This window comes from Cupriavidus taiwanensis (assembly GCF_900249755.1).
Classification (GTDB): domain Bacteria; phylum Pseudomonadota; class Gammaproteobacteria; order Burkholderiales; family Burkholderiaceae; genus Cupriavidus; species Cupriavidus taiwanensis_D.
In genome coordinates this window covers 1-18,129 of sequence record NZ_LT976855.1, presented here as the reverse complement: position 1 = coordinate 18,129, position 18,129 = coordinate 1, and the positions used below count along the sequence as shown (strand labels likewise).

Below are 18,129 nucleotides of genomic sequence, written 5' to 3'. Positions count from 1 at the left end.
CATCATGGTCACACCATGGGTGGTGGAGGAGGCGATCAGGACATGCACCGTTCGATGGCGCCTGGCATGAACAACATGATGTCGATGCAGTCGACCGGTGACATTGATCGCGACTTCGCAAACATGATGAAGATGCACCATCAGATGGCGATCGATATGGCGAGAACGGAAGCGGAAAAGGGTAAATCGCCTGAGATGAAAAGGATGGCCGACGATATCATCAAGGAGTCTCAACGCGATATCAGAAAGATCGACCAATGGCTGGAGCAGAGGAAATAGCGGTAAAACGAACCGGCTATTGGCATCCGGTTCCGGAATGCGCGGTTGCTTGCGCCCCGGCCAATCCTCAGTGAAGTGAACCCTGTACCCGGAGAATGGAAATGTCGACGCAAAACGCTAACGAGTCCCTCCGGGACAGCCAATCACCGCTATTCCAACTGAGCGACTATCTCGCTCGTCGAGTTGCTATAAGGGCAATCGGTCTGGGCTTGGTGATGGCATTGATCCCTCCGCTGTCCCACGGGTCGCAGCCGGGCAGAGGGATCACTGCGGGCTTCGAAGTCCGACTGATTCAATTGATTATTGACCATCACTATTCCGCATTGCGGATGACGGAGTTGGCGGCAGGTACCGACCCACAACGCACCGGCAACCTTACGCCCGACGAAGGCACGTCGCCAACGCCTGGCTACCCGGTCACCCGCCCGAAGTCTTCCCTTGATGAAGTGAAGTCAATGGCGAGGATGGAGAATCGCTCGCAGCGCGAAGAGATCGCACATCTGCGCGTGTTGTTGCGGCAATGGTACGGCATCGACTATGAACCTCGTGTGCGACAGGAACAGCAGCAAATGCTGGCTTTTTTGGACAACGCGCAACCCGGTAGGCAATTCGACCATGTTTTTCTGGAAGTCTTCAGCCGCCATCACTACACGTTGCTCCAACCGTTGAACGCATGTATCACCGGGGCGGACCGGCGCCATGATGAGCTGATCCGCCTTTGCACCCAGATGTGGCACGTCCAGACAGCGGCCGTCGACGAGATGCGACAGCTGCTTGAACGCCATTTCCACATTGCCGACTATCAGCCCTTCAGCGTAGACCGCCCACTGCACGGGCAAGCGGGTAGCCCGAGAGGGCAGCATAGCGGAGGAGACTAGTCCCAAGCGGGGACCAACAGGGCCACGGTCGAGGAGGCACTAGTGCCCCAACACGTAAACCGACCGTGGCTACAGCAGTCACTTTACTTGACGAACGCCGCGCATCGAGTGTGCGCCCACGCCCATTGTTGTCTGGCCAAGCCACGGTGTCATGCGCGCGCCACCAGCGGCTCATCGAAACCGCTCGGTGCAACGGCGTGTCGGTAGGCAAGGTCGCCAGCCGGATGGCCAAGCTCGATGTAGGTGCAACCCGGCGGGCATTGCTGTAGGACCGCGCGTGGAACTGGGTTAGCGACGCAATGCGGCCCGATTCAAGCAGTGGCACATCGGGGAGAATGCAGATGACCGATTTTGTGTTCGACTGAGGAGCGTGCGAGCAAATCTTGCCGCTCGAGCCGGTGATCGCATTGCGTGTCCCGCGTGCGGCTCGACCGAAGGCAAAATAAGAATGCCGACTGGCCCTTTGGCGCACTTGTCGACTGGGTCTTTGGCCAAGCCCGTGGGCTCACGGACTGCAGCGCCCACTAGGATTGCTGACGGCTCCATTCGATGGCAGAATTCCCCCGCCCGCACCCCAATGCGGACATTGGCGCGACGCTCCCAGAAAGCTCGCGCTTTTTTTTGCGCCAGCTCAAGGCCGTCATGACGGGGCTTGGCGATCGGCCTGCTCCTGGTCGTCGCGTTCGTATGGCAATCCGTCAGGGGAAAAACTGGCGAACTTCTGCACGACACCGGCAAGCGAGCGCCGTGCAGGTCGGATCCGCAATTCGTCGCCGATGCGCTCGATCTCCAGTTCGATATCCGTATCCTCGTATGCAAGCGCGGCCGGAATACAAACCGCGAACGCGTCGCCATACTTGAAGGCTCTCGTGATGGCCATTTTTCCTCCGACGGTCGTCACGTTGCAAGCGACCGGGCTTAGCGCTGCGCACAATAACCGGCAGCTGCTTCGCCGGTGACGGCAGCCCGCGACGCACCTAAGGCGAAGAAGGTAACAGAGTCTCAGCGATCCAGCCAAGCCGTGCACGGCCGCGCCCGGTTCACTGCAGTGGGGTAGCTCCGCCTAAGGTGAACGTCATCAGCCCCTCATCGAGCGCCTTTTTGATGCAGCCAATCAATTGGCCTGAGGCCTGCGGCGTCAAGCTCAACACGGTGGGCAGCCCCTCCACCTGGCCAGAGACGCCCATGACGATATTGATGTCGACGCGGTCACCTTTCAGCGTCACGCTCAACGGCCCATCAACAGGAATGGTCAACGAGCGGTTTTGCGCCGCGGCGTCTTCGGCCCGCTGCTGTGCGCTCGCGTCATTGTTGTCTTCGGCCACTTGATGTCCTGGTTGATTATAGGGAAATGTCGTAACGCCACGCCACGCCCTGGTCCGGCACCGCGCATAACGGGAAGAATCCGGCGTTGCGCGCCATTATGCCCCGCCGAAACGTTGACGATGGAGGCATCCTGTGGGCGAGCCGTGAGGGCGCTGGGTCATGTCTTATTTGTATCTAGTCATGGCAGTCCTCGGCCTTGACCGAACACCACCGCTGAAAAAGACGCCCGCCGCAGCGGGCGCTACGCCGGGTCGGGAATCCGGCGAAATCGATCGTCCGGTGAACACGGCGCGCTAGCGACGGTCCGAAAAGGGGCCTGAGTGTGCTGTCAGGCGCTGCAGCAGCACGGCGTCCTCCAACGGCGCCGGCGCTGGCTCCAGGTGCAACACCGGGGCGTCGGGAAATATCGCCGCGATCAGATCGGTCGGCATCGGTTCGGTGGGCAACGGGCCCAGTTGCAAGACCCGGCTGCCTTGTACTTCCGCCACCATCCAGCCTTCTGGTACATGGTAGAGGGCGGCAATCAACGGGTCGTCGGCTCGGTCGGTCATCGCACACATGAAAGTGGGCACGGCAGCGATTGTAGAGTCCAGTCGCCATAAAGTGCCAGAGACGGTACATAATCGGCGTCGGGAAAACCACACTGTCCCGCGCAATGAATCTGGCCCGACTTGAGGCAACTCTGCTCCTGCTGCACACGCAGGCGGCCGCACAACGCCGTCGCCTATTCAGGCAACGCTGGCGCCCTGGCCGCATTTGTGTGGCGCATGCGAACAGCGTGCTGTGGCGCTTGCATGCCCGTATCGCCCTGCTCGAGCGCTACCTGGCGAGCGCGAAGGCACAACGCCAATCCGACGAGCGAGCGTGGATTTGCCGCCCATGGCTACGGTGTAGCGAATGGGCAACCCGCGGACGACAACGATGACCTCAGCTCCAGACACCGCCATTGCCCCCTTGCCGCCGCAGCCGATGACGGCTGCCCGCTTTTCGCCGGCCGCGTTGATGGTCCCGCTTGCCTTGATGCTGGTGGCCGCGATCACGGCGCTGACAGCCACCGCACTCCTGCAGATGCGCCGGGACGCGCTCGCCAGCGCCCGGGAGGCGTCAGCCAATCTTGCTTTGACTCTGGAGCGCAGCATCGCGCGCAACCTCCAGTTGCACGAGGCCTCGATGCGCCATGCGCTCGATGCCATGCGCAATCCGGCCGTCATGGCGTTGGCCCCGTCGCTGCGCCAGCGCGTGCTGTTCGGTGCGTTCAACGAAGGCGAAGACATCGGCGCACTGCTGGTGGCCGACGCACAAGGGCGCCTGATCCTCGATTCCCGGCACTGGCCGCCGCGCGCGGTGAACCTGGCCGATCGCGACTACTTCATCGCGCAACGAGACCTGGGGCAGTCCGCGGTCTACTTGAGCCGGCCGTTCCAGCCTCGCTTAGTCCCCGACAACCCGACATCGATCGCACTGAGTCTGCGCGTGCCGGGCCCCGACGGCCAATTCGCGGGCATCGTGGCCAGCACGCTGCGGCTGGAGTATTTCCGCAAGCTGTTCGCTGGCGTGGCCCTGGGCGAAGGCGGCGCGCTGGCGTTGATGCGCCATGACGGCACCATCCTCATGCGCCGGCCCCTGGATGCCAGCCTGATCGGCCGCACGGTGCCGACCACGCCCGCGTTTGCCCCCATGCTTCGTGAACCGCATGGCGAACTGATTGCGGCAGGCACAGTCGACGGCATACGGCGCCTGTACAGCTTCCGCCGGGTCGATGGTTTTCCGCTGACGATTGTGGTGGGGCGTGCGATGGACGACGTGCTGGCCGTCTGGCGCACGCGAGCGTGGTGGTTTGCCGGGCTGGTGATGGCGATGAACCTGGCCATCGTGACACTGGCCATCTCGCTGGCACGGCAATGGCGGCGACGCCTCGCGGTCGAAGCGCACCTGCGCTGGCTGGCGGACACTGACGGCTTGACCGGCCTGGGCAGCCGCCGCGCCCTGGATGAAATCGCCGACCGCGAATGGCGCCGCAGCCGGCGCGAGGTGCGGCCGCTGTCGCTGTTGATGATCGACGTGGACTATTTCAAGCAGTTCAACGACCGCTACGGCCATGTGGCTGGCGATGATGCGCTCGCCGCCGTGGGCAAATGCGTTCGCCAGCAGTTGCGCCGTGCGGGCGACTACGCGGGCCGCTATGGCGGGGAGGAATTTGCCGTGTTGCTGCCCGGCACTGACGCGGCGCGCGCAGCGGCCATCGCAGAAGCCGTACGGGCGTCGGTGCTTGCGCTCGGCATAGAGAACGCGGGAAGCCCCTTTGGCCGAATCAGCGTCAGCGTTGGCGTGGTGACTGAAGGCAATGGTAGCGCATCGCCCGTCTATCCGGACCTGCGGGCGTTCTTTCGTGCAGCCGACGAGGCGTTGTACCGGGCCAAGCGCGCCGGCCGCAACCGCGTGTTGAGCTTGCGCGCTGCCGATTCACCAGCATGATCGGCTAGTGGCCGCACCCATCAGGGAGGCTCCTTGCCGATGGGCGGGCCGAAATCCACCTCCCCATGGAAATTCTCAGGCGTGATGCCAGCTTGCAGCCCATCGAGGTCGTACTGCGCCTCGCGCAGCGGCTCGATGACAATGTGCTCTCCGCGTACGTCAACGGCCGCATTCACGCGCAAGTTAGCCGCTTCCATGATCGCGGCCGGGATGCGCACTGATGCGCTATTCCCCACTTCTTTCCTCCCTCACAGGCTCTCGCCGCGTTTTACTTCAATGGTCCAGGGGCAAAAACGCGTGGTGTAGGGCGATGGCCTCGGATGGCGGGGTTCGCGCATGCCGACTTTGCCACGTTTGCCCCTCAATGATCATGGCTGGCGCTAGGCGGTCCGCGTGGCGCGAGACACGGGACAAGTAGGCGTTGACGCCGCGCACCGCCGCTGCACAGGTGCCCGAGAGCACATAGCCAACCATGAAACCGACCGCGTGGTTCCCACCATACTTGCCGGCAGCGAATCGATCGACGCCTTCGATCACGTACTCGCGACACAAATGCGTATTCGATCCGGCGATCCGCTTGCATTCGATGATGGCATGGGGATCGTGCTCCTGCGTGCGCAAGAACACTTCGATTAAAACCAGCGGAATGTCGGTGCGCCCATCCGGCAGCACCACGCTGGGCGTCGAGCGCGACTCGGTGCCCGGCAGCACGACCAACTGCAAGGGCGAGTTCTTCAGTGCATGGCGCATGCCATCGCGCAAGCGCTCGGTCATCAGTACCTCACCTGCGTCGGTGTTCACGTCTGCGGCCGCACACGCGTGCTGCCAACCTGCTGCCACCGTCACCAAGATAGCAGCCACCACCTCGGGAGCCAGTTCGATGAACTGCCTGCCAAGGGCCGATGACGTCTCATAAGGAATCCTCAAGCGCGCCCCCCTACAAAACTCTCCGCCACAACGGCATCGGCATCCTCCAATGCGGCAATGTCCATCCAGTGACGGCGCGCTGCCGGCTTGATGATGACCACCTCGTTGCGCCCGTGCACGCGCAGTTCTCGCTCGGCACTGACTGCCGTGGCAATTTTCACTTGCAGACGATTGCCGATTCCCGCCAGCACGTCGCGCAACTTCCCGCCCGGACGGATCATGGACACGCTGCTCTTTCCCGGCCCCTCCTCCAAAATGAAGCGCACGACGCGAAGCGCGGCCTCCTTCGGCAGATCGATAATCTCTGCGCGCATATGCCGCTTCTTGCGCACAGAAAGCCACGCGTCCATGACGGACAGGAAGGTCCCTGCATACGAGGTCACTTCCACGTTACTGTCCGATGGCGCCATGGCGGCTTCACGCCCCTGCTCCCATTGCCAGCCCGCACGCAATAGTCCGTCTTGGATCACTACGCGGTCGGCCTGCCCTAGCTCATACAAATCGAACACGGCATCATCCAAGGCCTTCCAGTCTTCGGCCTGGACTTCGCGTTCGCGCAATGCCCGTGCGAGCACCAGAAGCCGCTGGCCTGCGGCCGAACTGACGGCGGACGAGAGCTCCGGCACCGGCAGCATCTCAACGTCTCGAATCAGCAGCTTTCGCTTGTAGACGCCGAACTCGGAAGCAGTCAGGCCGAAGAACCACGAAGCCAATGCGGAACTCAGAATCATGGCGAGCAGATCGGCCACCGGCTTCTGGCGCGCAGGCAATGACGCTGCGAAAAATGCGTCGGTGAAGATCAGATCCTGTTCAGCCACCGCCACGATCGCCCTTGGCTGAGCGAGCAGCATCTCCTTGACGATCAGCAGGGGCGCCCGATAGATTTGGCGTGCGCGCGGTCGTTGCGCCTTGGCATGGTGGTATCTCGCAAGACCGTCGGCAATCTGGAAGTGCCGCATATCACGGGTCTGCAGCAGCCCCAATCCGTTGAGCTCGCTGGCATCGAGCGTCCAGTTTTCCCGTTTGCCTTGGGTCAGCCCATCTCGGAATTTGGCATTCAGGACGGCAAGCCGCTCCCCCAGACTGCCATGCGTCATCGTCAGCTCATCGAGCAACATCAGATCCCGGCGACGCCCCACCGCGGCCGCTTTGAGCTTCAGGGGCTGCTTTTCGATTTCACCTAGGGTGAGCTTGAGGATGTCACTTGGAGCGACTTCGAACGAATGAGTTTTCGCGCCGCTGGGTGTCCATGGAATCTGCACGACGGTGATCTGATCGGCCCGCTGCTCGGACCGATGACGGGCGAAAAGCACCACTGCCGGCATCGTGGCGGTGGCGAACAGCCAGCTGCACAAGTTCGATAAATTGACCAGCGTCACCGGCGCCAGCATGCGCATGACATGGTGGGCCGCCTTCATTCCCGTGCCACTGCGGCTGAAGAACGGCGTGGCGCTCAGAATCACGCCAAAGCGAGTCTGCGCATGCGAAAACTCGGCCGCCCGCAGTACAAAGTCCAGGCCCTCTCCCCGCGGCTGCGTGGGTACCCCGGTGGTCATCGCTTGGCGCCGTGCCTGCGTACCGGATTGTCCCTTGAAGCTCCAGGGGGGATTGCCAACAATCAGGTCGAACTGCCTGAGCCCCGTCGACGTGGTTAGCACCGCCTTGCCGTCGCCTTGCCGTTCGATGGTCCTGGCATCGCCCACGAGCAACGTTCTGCCAATCAACGGCTCGAATTTGAGCGACTGTGATGGCTGCGGATCCGGATCGAGTTCGAGCGCGGCCAGGTACAGGCTGAAGGCGGCCACCCGGATCGCGGCTTCGCTGATGTCCACACCATGCACTTGTCCATAGAGGGTGGAGCGAATCAACTCCCGCGTGGGCGGTTTGCCACCGGCGCGCAGATACACTAGGCGCCGCAGTGCTTCGACTAGGAAGACCCCTGACCCGCAGGTCAGATCGAGCACCGATTCCCGTCCCGTCAGGCCATCCATGACCTCGTCGAGAATCAGCGACACGACTGACAGGCGCGTGTAGTGCACGCCGTTGCGCAATGCCTCCGATTTCTGCCCGTTCGCGTCCGGATCGGCATGCGCGAACTGTTCATAAATCGAACTGATCAGTTCGACCGGGATGACGTCGAACTGATACGGGAAGAATGTAAGCTGGCCAGTTTGCGGATCGACCGCTTCGAGGAACTCGGCGACGCGCTGCAAATGCTGAGCGGCCGGCGTCGTTCTCACCGACGACGGCGGGAACATGTCCCCGTTAAAGGTTTGCGCCAACCACTGAAACAGCTTGGTTGTAGCACTGCGGTCGCGCAGAATCGCCGGCAGCGCCGTGTAGCCGCACACGCGCCGCAGGCGCGCGGCACTGACGATGCCGCGGTCAATCAGGTATTGGGTAAAGATCACCCGTCCGATCAGCGCTTGCGCCGCGCTGCGTACCAGATTGCCGGCGACCAAATCCCGTTCGAGAAAGGCCAGGTCCGAAAGCAGCTTCTGGTCGACACCGGTCTTGCGATCCACCGCCGGTACTTGCGCCCAGAACTGACCGGTTTCGATCGCCAGTCGCCCGGCCAGTTCGTCCAGTCGATGCAGGGAGTCTTCGATCGTTTCGAAGCGCCCGATCAAGTGCTTTTGCGCGTCGCCCTCCTGCAGCGGGGTACCAAAGCCGTTGTACAAGTCGATGCGCTGGGGGGAAACGACCCACAGCAGTGGCGAAAATCCTTCGTTCCATACTTCACGCCGCCATTGGCTGACAACGTCATCGGTCGGGGGAGTCGCCTCGAACTTGAAGTAGACCGTCAGCGCCGAGGCGCTACGCCATGATGCATCCGGCACGAAGGCGCGGCCGCGCCGGGAAGCCTGGGCATCGCGGCCCAGTCGCAGGCCGGCTGCGGGTTGTCCGTCGGGAAGAAAACCCGTTGCCGCAAGAACGTGCTCTAGCGTTGCCGATATCACGCCCGGCTCCGTACGGCTTCGGGTGGAAAGGGAAGCGCAGCTTGCGCCGGCGCGCTCATCGCGGGCAACACCTGTTGTTGCAAGCGGGCAATCAACGGATCGAGCGCAACCACCAGTGTCGGTTCCGTCAGTACGTCTTTGCCGCTCCACGAATCGGCCCCATGCAGGCTGGCCGTGGTCGGTGTGACCAGCACGATGGCGCCTTCCATCAGTGGCGCGCTTGCGGCGAGCACCCGGAACAACGCATCCACACCGACACTGACCGAACCGATGTGAACGCCCAATGAACTAACCAACGCCTGGGTGACGGACAAACCGAGCAAGTCGGCGAAGCTAAAGCGGGCCGCTTTCCCCGTCTTCGAAGCGAGGTAGGGGATGGCCTTGCGCCAATGCCTGACGGTTTCCGTCGACACCCCGGTGAGGGTACGCATTTGATCCTGCGTGAACTGAATAGCGGTAACAGTCGGCATTCGCGTTGCTAACAACATAAATATGCGTTGATTCTCCCATGTACTTCCGTTTGAGGCAACGGCATACTGCGATAACAATCGCGGCACGACGGAGTTCCATGCGGGCGACGCTGGAATGACAAGACATCTACTAGGCCACAGCCGGCGCTTGACACGGCCGGCTTGGTCTTCGACGGCGCGGTCACCCTCGCTCTGCTGGTTTCCTTGGAGACCGGGGGCAATCTTGCGCTGACGCTCGAGCGCAGCATCTCCCGCACCCTGCAGGTGCATGACTTGCGATCGCCGGCGTCGCAACTTCGTTGCAGGAACCCGCTGTCGTGTCGCTGCCCGCCTCCTGCGGGAGCGCGCCCTCTTCGACTTCGCCATCAATGCCCAGGACACGGGATCATTGTTCGTCAGCGATGCGCAAGGCAAACTTGCGCTTTGACTCGCAGCAGTGGCCGTCAAGTCGCTCTACGTCGCACATCGCGATTACTTTTCAGGCGCGCCACTGGGATTACGCCGGGCTGTATATCAGCCGGCCGTTTCAAGGGCGCCTGCAGCCGAGCGATAAATTCCTGGAGCTGAGCCGGCGCCTGATTTCGCCTGACGGCAGCCCGGCGCTGGGTACAGTGGCGTAACCCCTTGCTAAGCCCACCGGAGGCCGGGATTGCCGCTGACGGCATGAGCGCGCTTGCCCCGCTTGGCAACGGGGGCACGGTATAGTATCGACGGGGTGGCAACGTCGGGAGCATCGGATGCGAACAAGAATACGGAAGTCGGGCAAGGGCGCCTCGCTCCGGCTCCCGGCCGAGATCGTGGAAGCGGCCAGGGATGAGTATGACGTAGAGGCTCTGATCACCGGCATCACACCTGAAAACCGCCACGGTGAAGTGGATTTCGGCCCGGCCGTGGGCCAGGAACGGCAGACCTCCGGCCATCAAACGGCGTCTGCCCAGCCCCATTCACCGAGCAGACGCCGGCCCTGATGGCTGCCGGCCACCGCGGGCACAGCGGCTCCTCTTCCAGGCTGCTATACAATCGATGCATGAAACCCGTGGATGGCTCGCGCATACGCTATGGCGACCAAGTGCGCCTTGCGTTGATTGATGGCCATCACTATTCGATGGCTGAGGCGACGCGCGCTTGTGGTTTGTATGGTGGGCTGATTGAAACAGGGCGCCGCCTCGCCAGCCCGGCGTCACTCGTAGCGGTGCAGATCGCGCGCCGCGACCGCGCTGCCGCCAGTGCCCTGCAGCTGGAACGGCGCGGCAAGGCACCTCCGCGTCGACCGTCTTAGCCCGCCTGCCGTCACAGGCGGGCTTTTTGTCGCCTCACCGTATCGGCAGCCGATCGGTGCGCTTCATCCCTGGTCGCACCAGCCTACTCGCTACGGCCGACTGACCCAGAACATCCGCAAAACGCGACCACGATGCCCAACGGATAGCTGCCGGCCCGGTGGTGCCCTGATTTCGGGACCGTAGACGGTTGACGGCCGCCGGCGGTCCCTCGTGCGCCCGGCCCGCCAGCGCCGCCCCTCACCCTCGAGACTGGTGGTCGGCCGATCGCCAATGCAGAAGCGACGCTCCCTGTTCATCGCTGCGCAAGCGCACACAGTAGAGGGGATCCTGGCGGTGGGAAGGGTGGCTGCCGGCTTCAATATCGTCCAACCAGCGCGTGATGGCGCGATGCTCGCTATCGATCTCCCAGCGCGCGGCAGTCCGGAACAGGTCAAGCAAAGGGGAGTCCCGATTCCATTCGCAGCAGGGCCATACCCGTTGCATGAGGTAAAGATAACCGTCCGGGGACACCTGCGCTCCCTCCTTATAGGAGAGCACGCCAGCATCGCGCATCGCGTGCGATTCCTTCAGAAAGCGATACATCTCTTGCTGCGCGAGCCGCGACGGCAGCGCCCTGCCCTGGCTTCCCCAGTCCAGCTCCAGGTCCTGCACCGCCACTTCAAACGGGCATTGCAACGGCTCTTGTCCCAACTCATCAGGCTGGGTCTGGATCCAACAGAACGCGCCGAACCCGGCGTTGACGCGCTCCCACCGACACCCGCAGGTGCCATGGCGCTGCCGGATCTGCTGCTGAACGGCCTGGCAGTACCACGCTGGCGAGCCTTCGGACGTATCGCCGCTGTCCTTGTAGAACGCAAACAAAGAGTCAAACCGCAAGCCACGTTCGCCAAGACGCGCCAGCTCGCGACTGACTGCGCGCGGAAAGCGCGCCTGATGGACGACCCACGCGCCACCGCGGTCGGCAAGCAGTGGCTCGAGCTCGGTGGGCAGGGGGGCAAGCGTATGCAGCTGGCCAAGGGCCTGCGTCATCGTGACTGCGCCACGATGCGTCCCTGCCTCGGACCGCCACAACTCGCCTGCCTGCATCCGCTTGGAAGCGTCGCACGCGTCGTGCACCCACGCTGCCAAGGTCAGCAGCGCCCCGGGCTCGCGCGTCGGAAATCCGTCCGGGGCGAAGTGCGGCCAAGCGGCGCAATGCCCCTGCATCAGGCGCTTGAACGCCCCCAGGCGGCGCTCGCCTATGTTCCCGGTCCGGTTGGCCGGTACGGTGGTCAGCGCCGTCAGGTGGATGGGGCACTTGGTTAGCCAGGGCACCTCATGCAGGTAACTGTGATAGCCCTGTTGCGCACAGGCTGCGCAATACCGGACGCTCGGCCCCTGACTGTAAGCCGCAGGGGGCGCATAGGTGCCGCACTGACGAAAATTGAGCGCGTGCTGGAGGACATCGGCCAACCGAGCCGGGTCCTCGCCCAAGAGCGAAGACACCCGCGCGACGTCATCATCGGAGGCGAACCCCAGATGGCGCGGTTCGACGCCCAGGAACGCGGTGCCGGCCCGCACGGGGACGCCATTGAGCGCACAAAACCTGGCGACGAACGACAGCGCCGACTCGTAGGGGCGCAGATTGTGTGGCCACCAGTTGACCGAGGGATAGCCCGCCACTGCTAACTGCCCGCGGCGATGATTCTCATGTGGTCAGAGAAATTGGTCTTGGCCAATTCTCTGAGCCAATTCTCGTAGCAGGTCGCCTCGTCCCAGTCCATGCCGCGGGCCAGTTGGAACAGCACGCTCTCGGTCGCCTTGGCAACGTGTTGCATCGGAAACTCATGCCGCCGTCGCGCCTGCTGCGGTGACAACTCGACCAGGGCGTTCCAGAGAAGCTTGGCGCTGCCGGCCAGCCGGCGCCCGCGGGCAAAGTCCTCTGGCGCAAAATACGCCAGAAACGGCACCCCGCTGTCGACCGGCCATTCGGAGTCGACGTCATAGCCGTTCAGCACATACTCGACCTCCCGCACCGAGCGCAGACCGTGAAAGCGCGCATGGGCTGCCATGAAGCGGGCGGCCACGTGCGCGTTGCCGGTGCTGGCCATGTATTCATGGCGATAGTTCAACTGATGCGTGCCGACCGAGAAGACGCTGAGCAGGTAACCGTCGTAATCGAGATCGTTCTGCAGGCCCACCAGCCACTTCCACTCGCGCAGCGTCAAATCCTGCGCTTCGTCAATCAACAAGACGACATAGTTGCGACACGCATTGTTGGCGATGGCAATGAAGCGTTGCCGACAGAGATAGGCCGCCTCGACCCGCTTGGGCACCTTGGCCGGGTTGACGAACTCGAAGTGCGACGCCATCAGAATCTGATGCCAGAACGCCGCTTCGTTGGAATGACTGTCGGGGCGTCGGCTCCATACCACCAGGGGCACGACTGCGCTAAATCGTTCCTCCAGCACCTTGCCGACATACCACTGCACGCAACGCGACTTGCCGAGCCGCGACGCCCCATAGATATAGCCGCCCGGGCGCTGCTGATCGATCCATTCGCCCATCTGCTCGATCATGGCATGCATCGGCGGCGTGTAGACCGCATACTGCTTGGTCACAATGCAGTGACGCGGATCGATGCGCTCAGGCAGCGAGAACGACACGTTCTACTCCGTTCGCGCCATGCGCCGCGGGGGAAGCTCACCCTTCCGATCCGTGCCCAGGTCACCGGTTGTGTCAGCCCGTGTCACGGCCGGCGCGACCTCGGGCGCCTGTCCACCTCGGGATGACCCGCCGCGACCGCGCTCCAGTGCGGCATCGAGCATCACGGCACCAATGGAAAGCTGGGAGGCGGCCGCCAGGATGCGCCTGGCTTCCAGGTACGCCGGATGAACCGGGAGCTTCTTGTGCGGCTGCATCTCGACGTACTGGATGAAGGCTTCGATCGCATCGCCGCCGGGGGAAATCGCAAACTGGCCTCTGGCACAAGCGCGGCAGATGGCCGCGCGTACCGCCAGGCTATGCGGCGATAAGTGCCATGGCGGCGCTGCGCGCAGCACCCCCAACGGCACACCATCGAGCGTTGAGGCCAGCGCAACGCGGCAATCGTCCTCTTCATGGCAGATCACCCAGATCTCGGTGCCCACCAGATCCTGCCGGTTGTGCAGTACCTCGTTGCTGTAGCGGCCATAATGGAAGTTCACGTACGGTGCCCGCCCCACCGCCGCGCCGCCCCTGACCACACAACGCCTTCTCACGCTAAACAAGCCTTGCATGGCGGCGGCATCCACCCGGCGCCACGTCTCGCCGCCATGCCGATGCAGGAAGGCCGCATACTGCAAGGGCGTCCGGTTGCCAATGCCGCGGTGAGGGGTAGCGTTATAGTTGGCGATCAGCACGCCCAACAGCTCTTCGGCATATTCGTACTGGAAGCGGCTGGCCAGCGCCACGCCGTCTGGCTCACGGCCCTGCCGATCTTGCGGCTTAGCCCCGGTCGTGTTGGTCAAGCGCTGAAAGCCACGTCCGGCGAGGTTGCGGAAAAACGACTCAATGAACGGGCGATCGTCTTTGCTTCGTCGTGCCGCGAACGAATTGCGCGGCTCCAGCAGGGTCGAACCCACGGCCTGTTGGAGCGCAGCGCGAACGTGCTGGCAGGTTTCCGCCAGTGCGCCGTCGACGCTGGTTTCATCCCAACACAGCCCCACAAATTCCTCGCCGAGCGAGCCAAGCAGCCCTGCATCAGGCAAGTATGGGGTGGCGGAAAAGGTCACGGGACGCAGCTTCGGCCGGCTCAGTCCGGTCTTGATCGCCCGCAGCACATCGTCTTTGGAGACTTCTCGCCCGGTGCTGAAGTAATAGCCAACCACCGCGCGCGAAACCACTTCGAGGATCACAATCACCCAGAGCCGGTGCACGATCTTCTCCGTGAAGCCCCCGCCGGCGAGCGGCAGCGACACGCAGAAACGACCGTCCAGTTTGTGCGCGTCCATTTCGACCCGCTGCATGAACCGCAGCGCGGGCCGGCCGGACCCATCGCCGGCCTTGAGCTTGCGCACCAGATCGGCTCCCCCGATGCTGGCCGCGAGCGATTTCGGATCCGAGGACAGCACCTGTTCAACGAAGCGACAGATCGTAAAGTAAGCGCGAGTCGATGTATTGAACGGCCAGTCGCCGCGTGCCTCATAGCCGCGCTCGCGCAGTTGGTCAAGAAACCACAGCCAATGCCGTCGGGGCGATCGCCTGGCCTCGGATAACCGTTTGGACGATGGGCTGGAGCGGATGCGAGATTCGAACGACAAGCGCAGTTCCGGGTGCGCATCCAGCGTGGCTTGCAGTGCTCCGGCTGCCCCGCCGCCGAACCGGTCGACACGGATTTTCGTGCGGCGGCGGTATGGCCGTACTCTTAGCCACGGCACCAAGCCACGCCACCCATACGGCCGGCCATCGGGATGCGCCTGAAGACAACGCTCGGAAATCAAACGATAAACTTGCTTGTCGCTGAACGAGGTCAGACGCTTGATGGTGTGGGCGTCGGCGCCGGAAAGATAAAGCTGGACCGCGTGTTTTCTGGAAAAGTACAAGGCGCGCCGCGGATCGTCGAGCGCGCCCTCGTCTGGCGTTGGCCAACCCGACGTGTCGACGCGTTGGCCACGAACGACTCGCCCGCCGCCGTAATGTTCATCGTTGCCTGGATCCATGAACCGGTCCTCGACTTGGCAGGACGGGCGACATTGCCTAGGAAAACGTTTGAACGATAGAAGGCTTGCACGAGAATGCAAGCGACGCATCGGGCCAGGGCTGACACGCAGTCAGGCTCGGCGCGTCTCACAGGAGAAGTCCGTAGTGAACTTGCTACAGCCTTTCCCGCCCCGTCTGCCGACCGTCGCTGCGGTCCTCTTCCGGACAGTCGTGCGAGGCTGGCAAACTTCCCCAGGACACCAGCAAGCGAGCGTCGTGCCGGGCGGATACGCACAGTTCATCGCCTACCCGCTCGATCTCTGCACAGATTTGTTACAATTTTTAACTCGATGAGCCAGCCCTCTTTTCAAATGGGAAGCCCCGACGAACTAAGCAGAGAAGAGCTGTTGCTCCGCCTCATCGAGCGCTACGTCATGATTGGTGGCCGTTACTACCGTGACATACCGGCGGAGCAACAGGCGCAATACCTACCCGACGTCTGCGAGAGCGAATCGTATCGATGTGAACGGTTGCGACAGCTGCTATATGAGCACGGCGCATTTCGAGGAGTGCCTTTCCGAAAGGGACCGATCGAGGTGATGGACGCCTTTATTGCCCAAGGTCCGCAGCGGCTTGCGGCAGAGCGCGAGAGACAGCGCGCCAGTGCCGAAGAAGACGAGCAAATGCGGAACCGACTTCTTGCACGGCAAAGAGAGCGGGAACCTGAGATTGACAGGACCGCAGACAAGCACCGCCGGCTGAGCTGGCTACCTCATGAGTCGGGGCCCGAAGGCCAGATTCTCGACCTCGTCAGTGCGAGCGTCAAGAAGTTGCACGCGGTCCAAATCGCCAAGCTGCTCGAGATGGAAGTAGCCGATGTTCTGGAAGGACTGGCGTCGCTGATCAGGTCAGAACGCATTATTGCGAGGGGCGACGGCACGTTTAAACTGGCAAACGAATAACCTGCCGGGGAGACACGCCCCTTCGCACGCTACCTGACAGACTGAAGACGTAACATGGCCGCCGTACATCCAAAGAACACTTTAAGTTGAACCGTTCAACGGAGTAACAATTTTCTGCAAAGTTTGTTCAACTAAATTTGTTACTAGGCAAGCGACAAGCAGCGTCACGCCGTCAGTGTGTGAGTAACAAAATTACGCAAAACAACGGCTGCGAGCAGTCCAGGCACGCACGGAACCGGCACCGGGCTGACCTGCAGCACGCCAGCAAGTCCAGCACCTCTCGCTTCGATACGCCTGCATCCAGCAGGCGTTTTTTTTGCCCCGCGATCTTGCGGTAGTAGCGCCGCCTCGGCGCATCCTGCAGACCACGCCGCAGCGTACGAATGAACCAGTACAGGTGGCGGATCTCCCGCGCCACCATCTGCAACTCCTGCTCCGACACTTGACCCCTACATGTTATTGTTACGCCACCAGTAACGAAAAAACGGCAGCGATATGCGCTCTATCGTACACCTGTGGGGACTCGCAGCCATCGTCCTCGCGACCCTCAGCGGCCAGCCTGCGCACGCCGCCAAGTGCCGCAGTGGAAAGAGCGTTCTCTACACACAGGAAAGCTGCCCGCCTGGCTACACCGACATCACCACCAGCATGGGCGGCAACCTGTCCACCTACTCGGTGCCCACACCCGCAGCCAGGCAAGCCACCGGCACCACCATGACGGAAACGACGCGGGCGACACCGTACTCGCCAGCTCGATGCCAGCGGCTGCAGGTCGACCGAAATATGTTGGGGGATCAGCTGCGGCGCACAGGCTGGAAATTGGAGCAGGACAACGTCCGTGCTCAGCTGATGCAGATCGACGAGGAGATGGCAGCGCGGGGCTGTTGAAAGGCCCGGCATGCAGAGGGGTGGCTGGCCCGCCGGCCACGAGCTCGAAATGAGCGATGTCGCATGACCCGCTACTCGGTCGGCGGAGTGGCCTTAGAGGCCGGACAGGCTACGAGCACAGGCCCATGCATATGCAATCTATCTGCCGGACCAGCGCGCCGACACTCCTGACGCTAGTCGCCCATTTTCGTTACGCCTTGCACGTAACGGATTCAGCTCAAGCGGACCTTTTTGCCCTCGTCCTCGACCGCCCAGAGCCAAACGTCCTTGAGGCGATATTGCCCGCCGGGGCCACCTTGCACCACGTATTCGCCCCCGGGCAAAGCGGGCAAGATGCGCACGCGGAATAGCTCACCAGCCGCCGTCTGGCCGTAGTACTTGCTGGACCGTTTGATTTCAGCGTAGAGCTGCGTTTCCCGATTTTCGTTACGCGTTACGGATTTTGCGGCGCCCTTCTTCGCCGCGGCCAGCTCGGCGCGCAACTTATCGAGCTTGGCAAAGGCTTCCTGGTTGCCCTGGATCAGCTCCCGACGCTGCTGCAGCTCATCGGTCAGCGCCTGCTGCAACTCGTCGATTGTCTCGTGGGCTTCGGCCAGCTCAGCGCGAAGGGCCTCGACCTCCAGGCGGCACTCGTCGTAAGCATCGACCTGGTCAACAATCAGCCGCGGGGCCGAAAGATTTTTCGTTACCGTAACGGCAGCGCGGCGACGGGCGCGGTACGCAGCCTGGCGCTCGGCATTGCTCATCGCATTGGCCTTGCGCGGACGGCCACGACCCCGCTTGGCCTCGCCCACTTCCAGCTCGCCAGTTCGATTATCCGTTACGTCACGCATATTCAGCTCCCGTGTTGATGATTCTATTTTACGTTACGCGTTACGAATATTCAATTACTGTTACACTTTGGTCGTAACGAAAATTATCGCTCGAACGGACGCCGCGGCCCGTACCTGTCCTGGTTGTCCTCCGGAAACGCCGCCAGATCGATAGGCGTCAACTGTCGATTCTTCGGCCCGCCAGTCATGGCC

16 protein-coding genes are annotated in these 18,129 nt (G+C 62.5%); 5 read left to right on the top strand and 11 right to left on the bottom strand.

All coding sequences use genetic code 11. The features are described 5' to 3' along the window. Positions 1 to 42 precede the first annotated feature (42 nt). Positions 43 to 279: a DUF305 domain-containing protein gene (locus CBM2594_RS26185; RefSeq protein WP_232346781.1), complete on the top strand. Its 237-nt coding sequence runs from the start codon at positions 43 to 45 to the stop codon at positions 277 to 279. A gap of 101 nt (positions 280 to 380) precedes the next feature. Beyond that, positions 381 to 1,157 (top strand): DUF305 domain-containing protein, encoded by a 777-nt coding sequence (locus CBM2594_RS26180; RefSeq protein ID WP_223819833.1) that lies wholly within the window; start codon positions 381 to 383, stop codon positions 1,155 to 1,157. 640 nt (positions 1,158 to 1,797) lie between these two features. Here CBM2594_RS26180 and CBM2594_RS26175 read toward each other — a convergent pair. From CBM2594_RS26175 to CBM2594_RS26165, 3 genes are all read right to left on the bottom strand, one after another. Beyond that, positions 1,798 to 2,037, bottom strand: coding sequence for an AbrB family transcriptional regulator (locus CBM2594_RS26175; RefSeq protein ID WP_116359809.1), 240 nt, complete (start codon positions 2,035 to 2,037; stop codon positions 1,798 to 1,800). A gap of 160 nt (positions 2,038 to 2,197) precedes the next feature. Further along, positions 2,198 to 2,482: a hypothetical protein gene (locus CBM2594_RS26170; RefSeq protein ID WP_116359808.1), complete on the bottom strand. Its 285-nt coding sequence runs from the start codon at positions 2,480 to 2,482 to the stop codon at positions 2,198 to 2,200. A 294-nt stretch (positions 2,483 to 2,776) separates the two neighbouring features. Then, on the bottom strand, positions 2,777 to 3,034 hold the full coding sequence (locus CBM2594_RS26165; RefSeq protein ID WP_147310448.1) for a hypothetical protein: 258 nt from the start codon (positions 3,032 to 3,034) through the stop codon (positions 2,777 to 2,779). A 370-nt stretch (positions 3,035 to 3,404) separates the two neighbouring features. On the opposite strand from CBM2594_RS26165, the gene CBM2594_RS26160 reads away from it, so the two are divergent. Then, positions 3,405 to 4,958, top strand: coding sequence for a sensor domain-containing diguanylate cyclase (locus CBM2594_RS26160; protein WP_223819832.1), 1,554 nt, complete (start codon positions 3,405 to 3,407; stop codon positions 4,956 to 4,958). Between the two features lie 20 nt (positions 4,959 to 4,978). Here CBM2594_RS26160 and CBM2594_RS26155 read toward each other — a convergent pair whose 3' ends face one another. The 7 genes from CBM2594_RS26155 to CBM2594_RS26125 all read right to left on the bottom strand — a co-directional run bounded on the left by CBM2594_RS26155 (position 4,979) and on the right by CBM2594_RS26125 (position 15,274). Next, on the bottom strand, positions 4,979 to 5,194 hold the full coding sequence (locus CBM2594_RS26155; RefSeq protein WP_116359806.1) for an AbrB/MazE/SpoVT family DNA-binding domain-containing protein: 216 nt from the start codon (positions 5,192 to 5,194) through the stop codon (positions 4,979 to 4,981). Positions 5,195 to 5,231: 37 nt separating this feature from the next. Next, a complete protein-coding gene (locus CBM2594_RS26150) occupies positions 5,232 to 5,885 on the bottom strand; it encodes a hypothetical protein (protein WP_223819830.1) in 654 nt (217 codons plus the stop codon). Further along, complete coding sequence (locus tag CBM2594_RS26145) at positions 5,882 to 8,845, bottom strand: HsdM family class I SAM-dependent methyltransferase (protein ID WP_116359805.1); 2,964 nt, start codon at positions 8,843 to 8,845, stop codon at positions 5,882 to 5,884. The genes CBM2594_RS26150 and CBM2594_RS26145 overlap by 4 nt, the downstream gene beginning before the upstream one ends. Beyond that, positions 8,842 to 9,276 (bottom strand): hypothetical protein, encoded by a 435-nt coding sequence (locus CBM2594_RS26140; protein ID WP_227311961.1) that lies wholly within the window; start codon positions 9,274 to 9,276, stop codon positions 8,842 to 8,844. Before CBM2594_RS26140 ends, CBM2594_RS26145 begins: the two co-directional genes overlap by 4 nt. 1,556 nt (positions 9,277 to 10,832) lie before the next feature. After that, positions 10,833 to 12,257, bottom strand: coding sequence for a TniQ family protein (locus CBM2594_RS26135; protein WP_116359802.1), 1,425 nt, complete (start codon positions 12,255 to 12,257; stop codon positions 10,833 to 10,835). Positions 12,258 to 12,259: 2 nt separating this feature from the next. Next, on the bottom strand, positions 12,260 to 13,240 hold the full coding sequence (locus CBM2594_RS26130) for an ATP-binding protein (RefSeq protein WP_116359801.1): 981 nt from the start codon (positions 13,238 to 13,240) through the stop codon (positions 12,260 to 12,262). Between the two features lie 3 nt (positions 13,241 to 13,243). After that, on the bottom strand, positions 13,244 to 15,274 hold the full coding sequence (locus CBM2594_RS26125) for a hypothetical protein (RefSeq protein WP_198048231.1): 2,031 nt from the start codon (positions 15,272 to 15,274) through the stop codon (positions 13,244 to 13,246). A 387-nt stretch (positions 15,275 to 15,661) separates the two neighbouring features. Between CBM2594_RS26125 and CBM2594_RS26120 the strand changes: the two genes are divergently transcribed. Both CBM2594_RS26120 and CBM2594_RS26115 read left to right on the top strand, forming a co-directional pair. Next, positions 15,662 to 16,216 (top strand): hypothetical protein, encoded by a 555-nt coding sequence (locus tag CBM2594_RS26120; RefSeq protein ID WP_147310447.1) that lies wholly within the window; start codon positions 15,662 to 15,664, stop codon positions 16,214 to 16,216. Positions 16,217 to 16,711: 495 nt separating this feature from the next. After that, positions 16,712 to 17,104 (top strand): hypothetical protein, encoded by a 393-nt coding sequence (locus CBM2594_RS26115; RefSeq protein WP_116359799.1) that lies wholly within the window; start codon positions 16,712 to 16,714, stop codon positions 17,102 to 17,104. Positions 17,105 to 17,316: 212 nt separating this feature from the next. Here the strand turns inward: CBM2594_RS26115 and CBM2594_RS26110 are convergent, their stop codons facing one another. Beyond that, positions 17,317 to 17,937: a hypothetical protein gene (locus CBM2594_RS26110; RefSeq protein WP_232346780.1), complete on the bottom strand. Its 621-nt coding sequence runs from the start codon at positions 17,935 to 17,937 to the stop codon at positions 17,317 to 17,319. Positions 17,938 to 18,129: the final 192 nt, after the last annotated feature.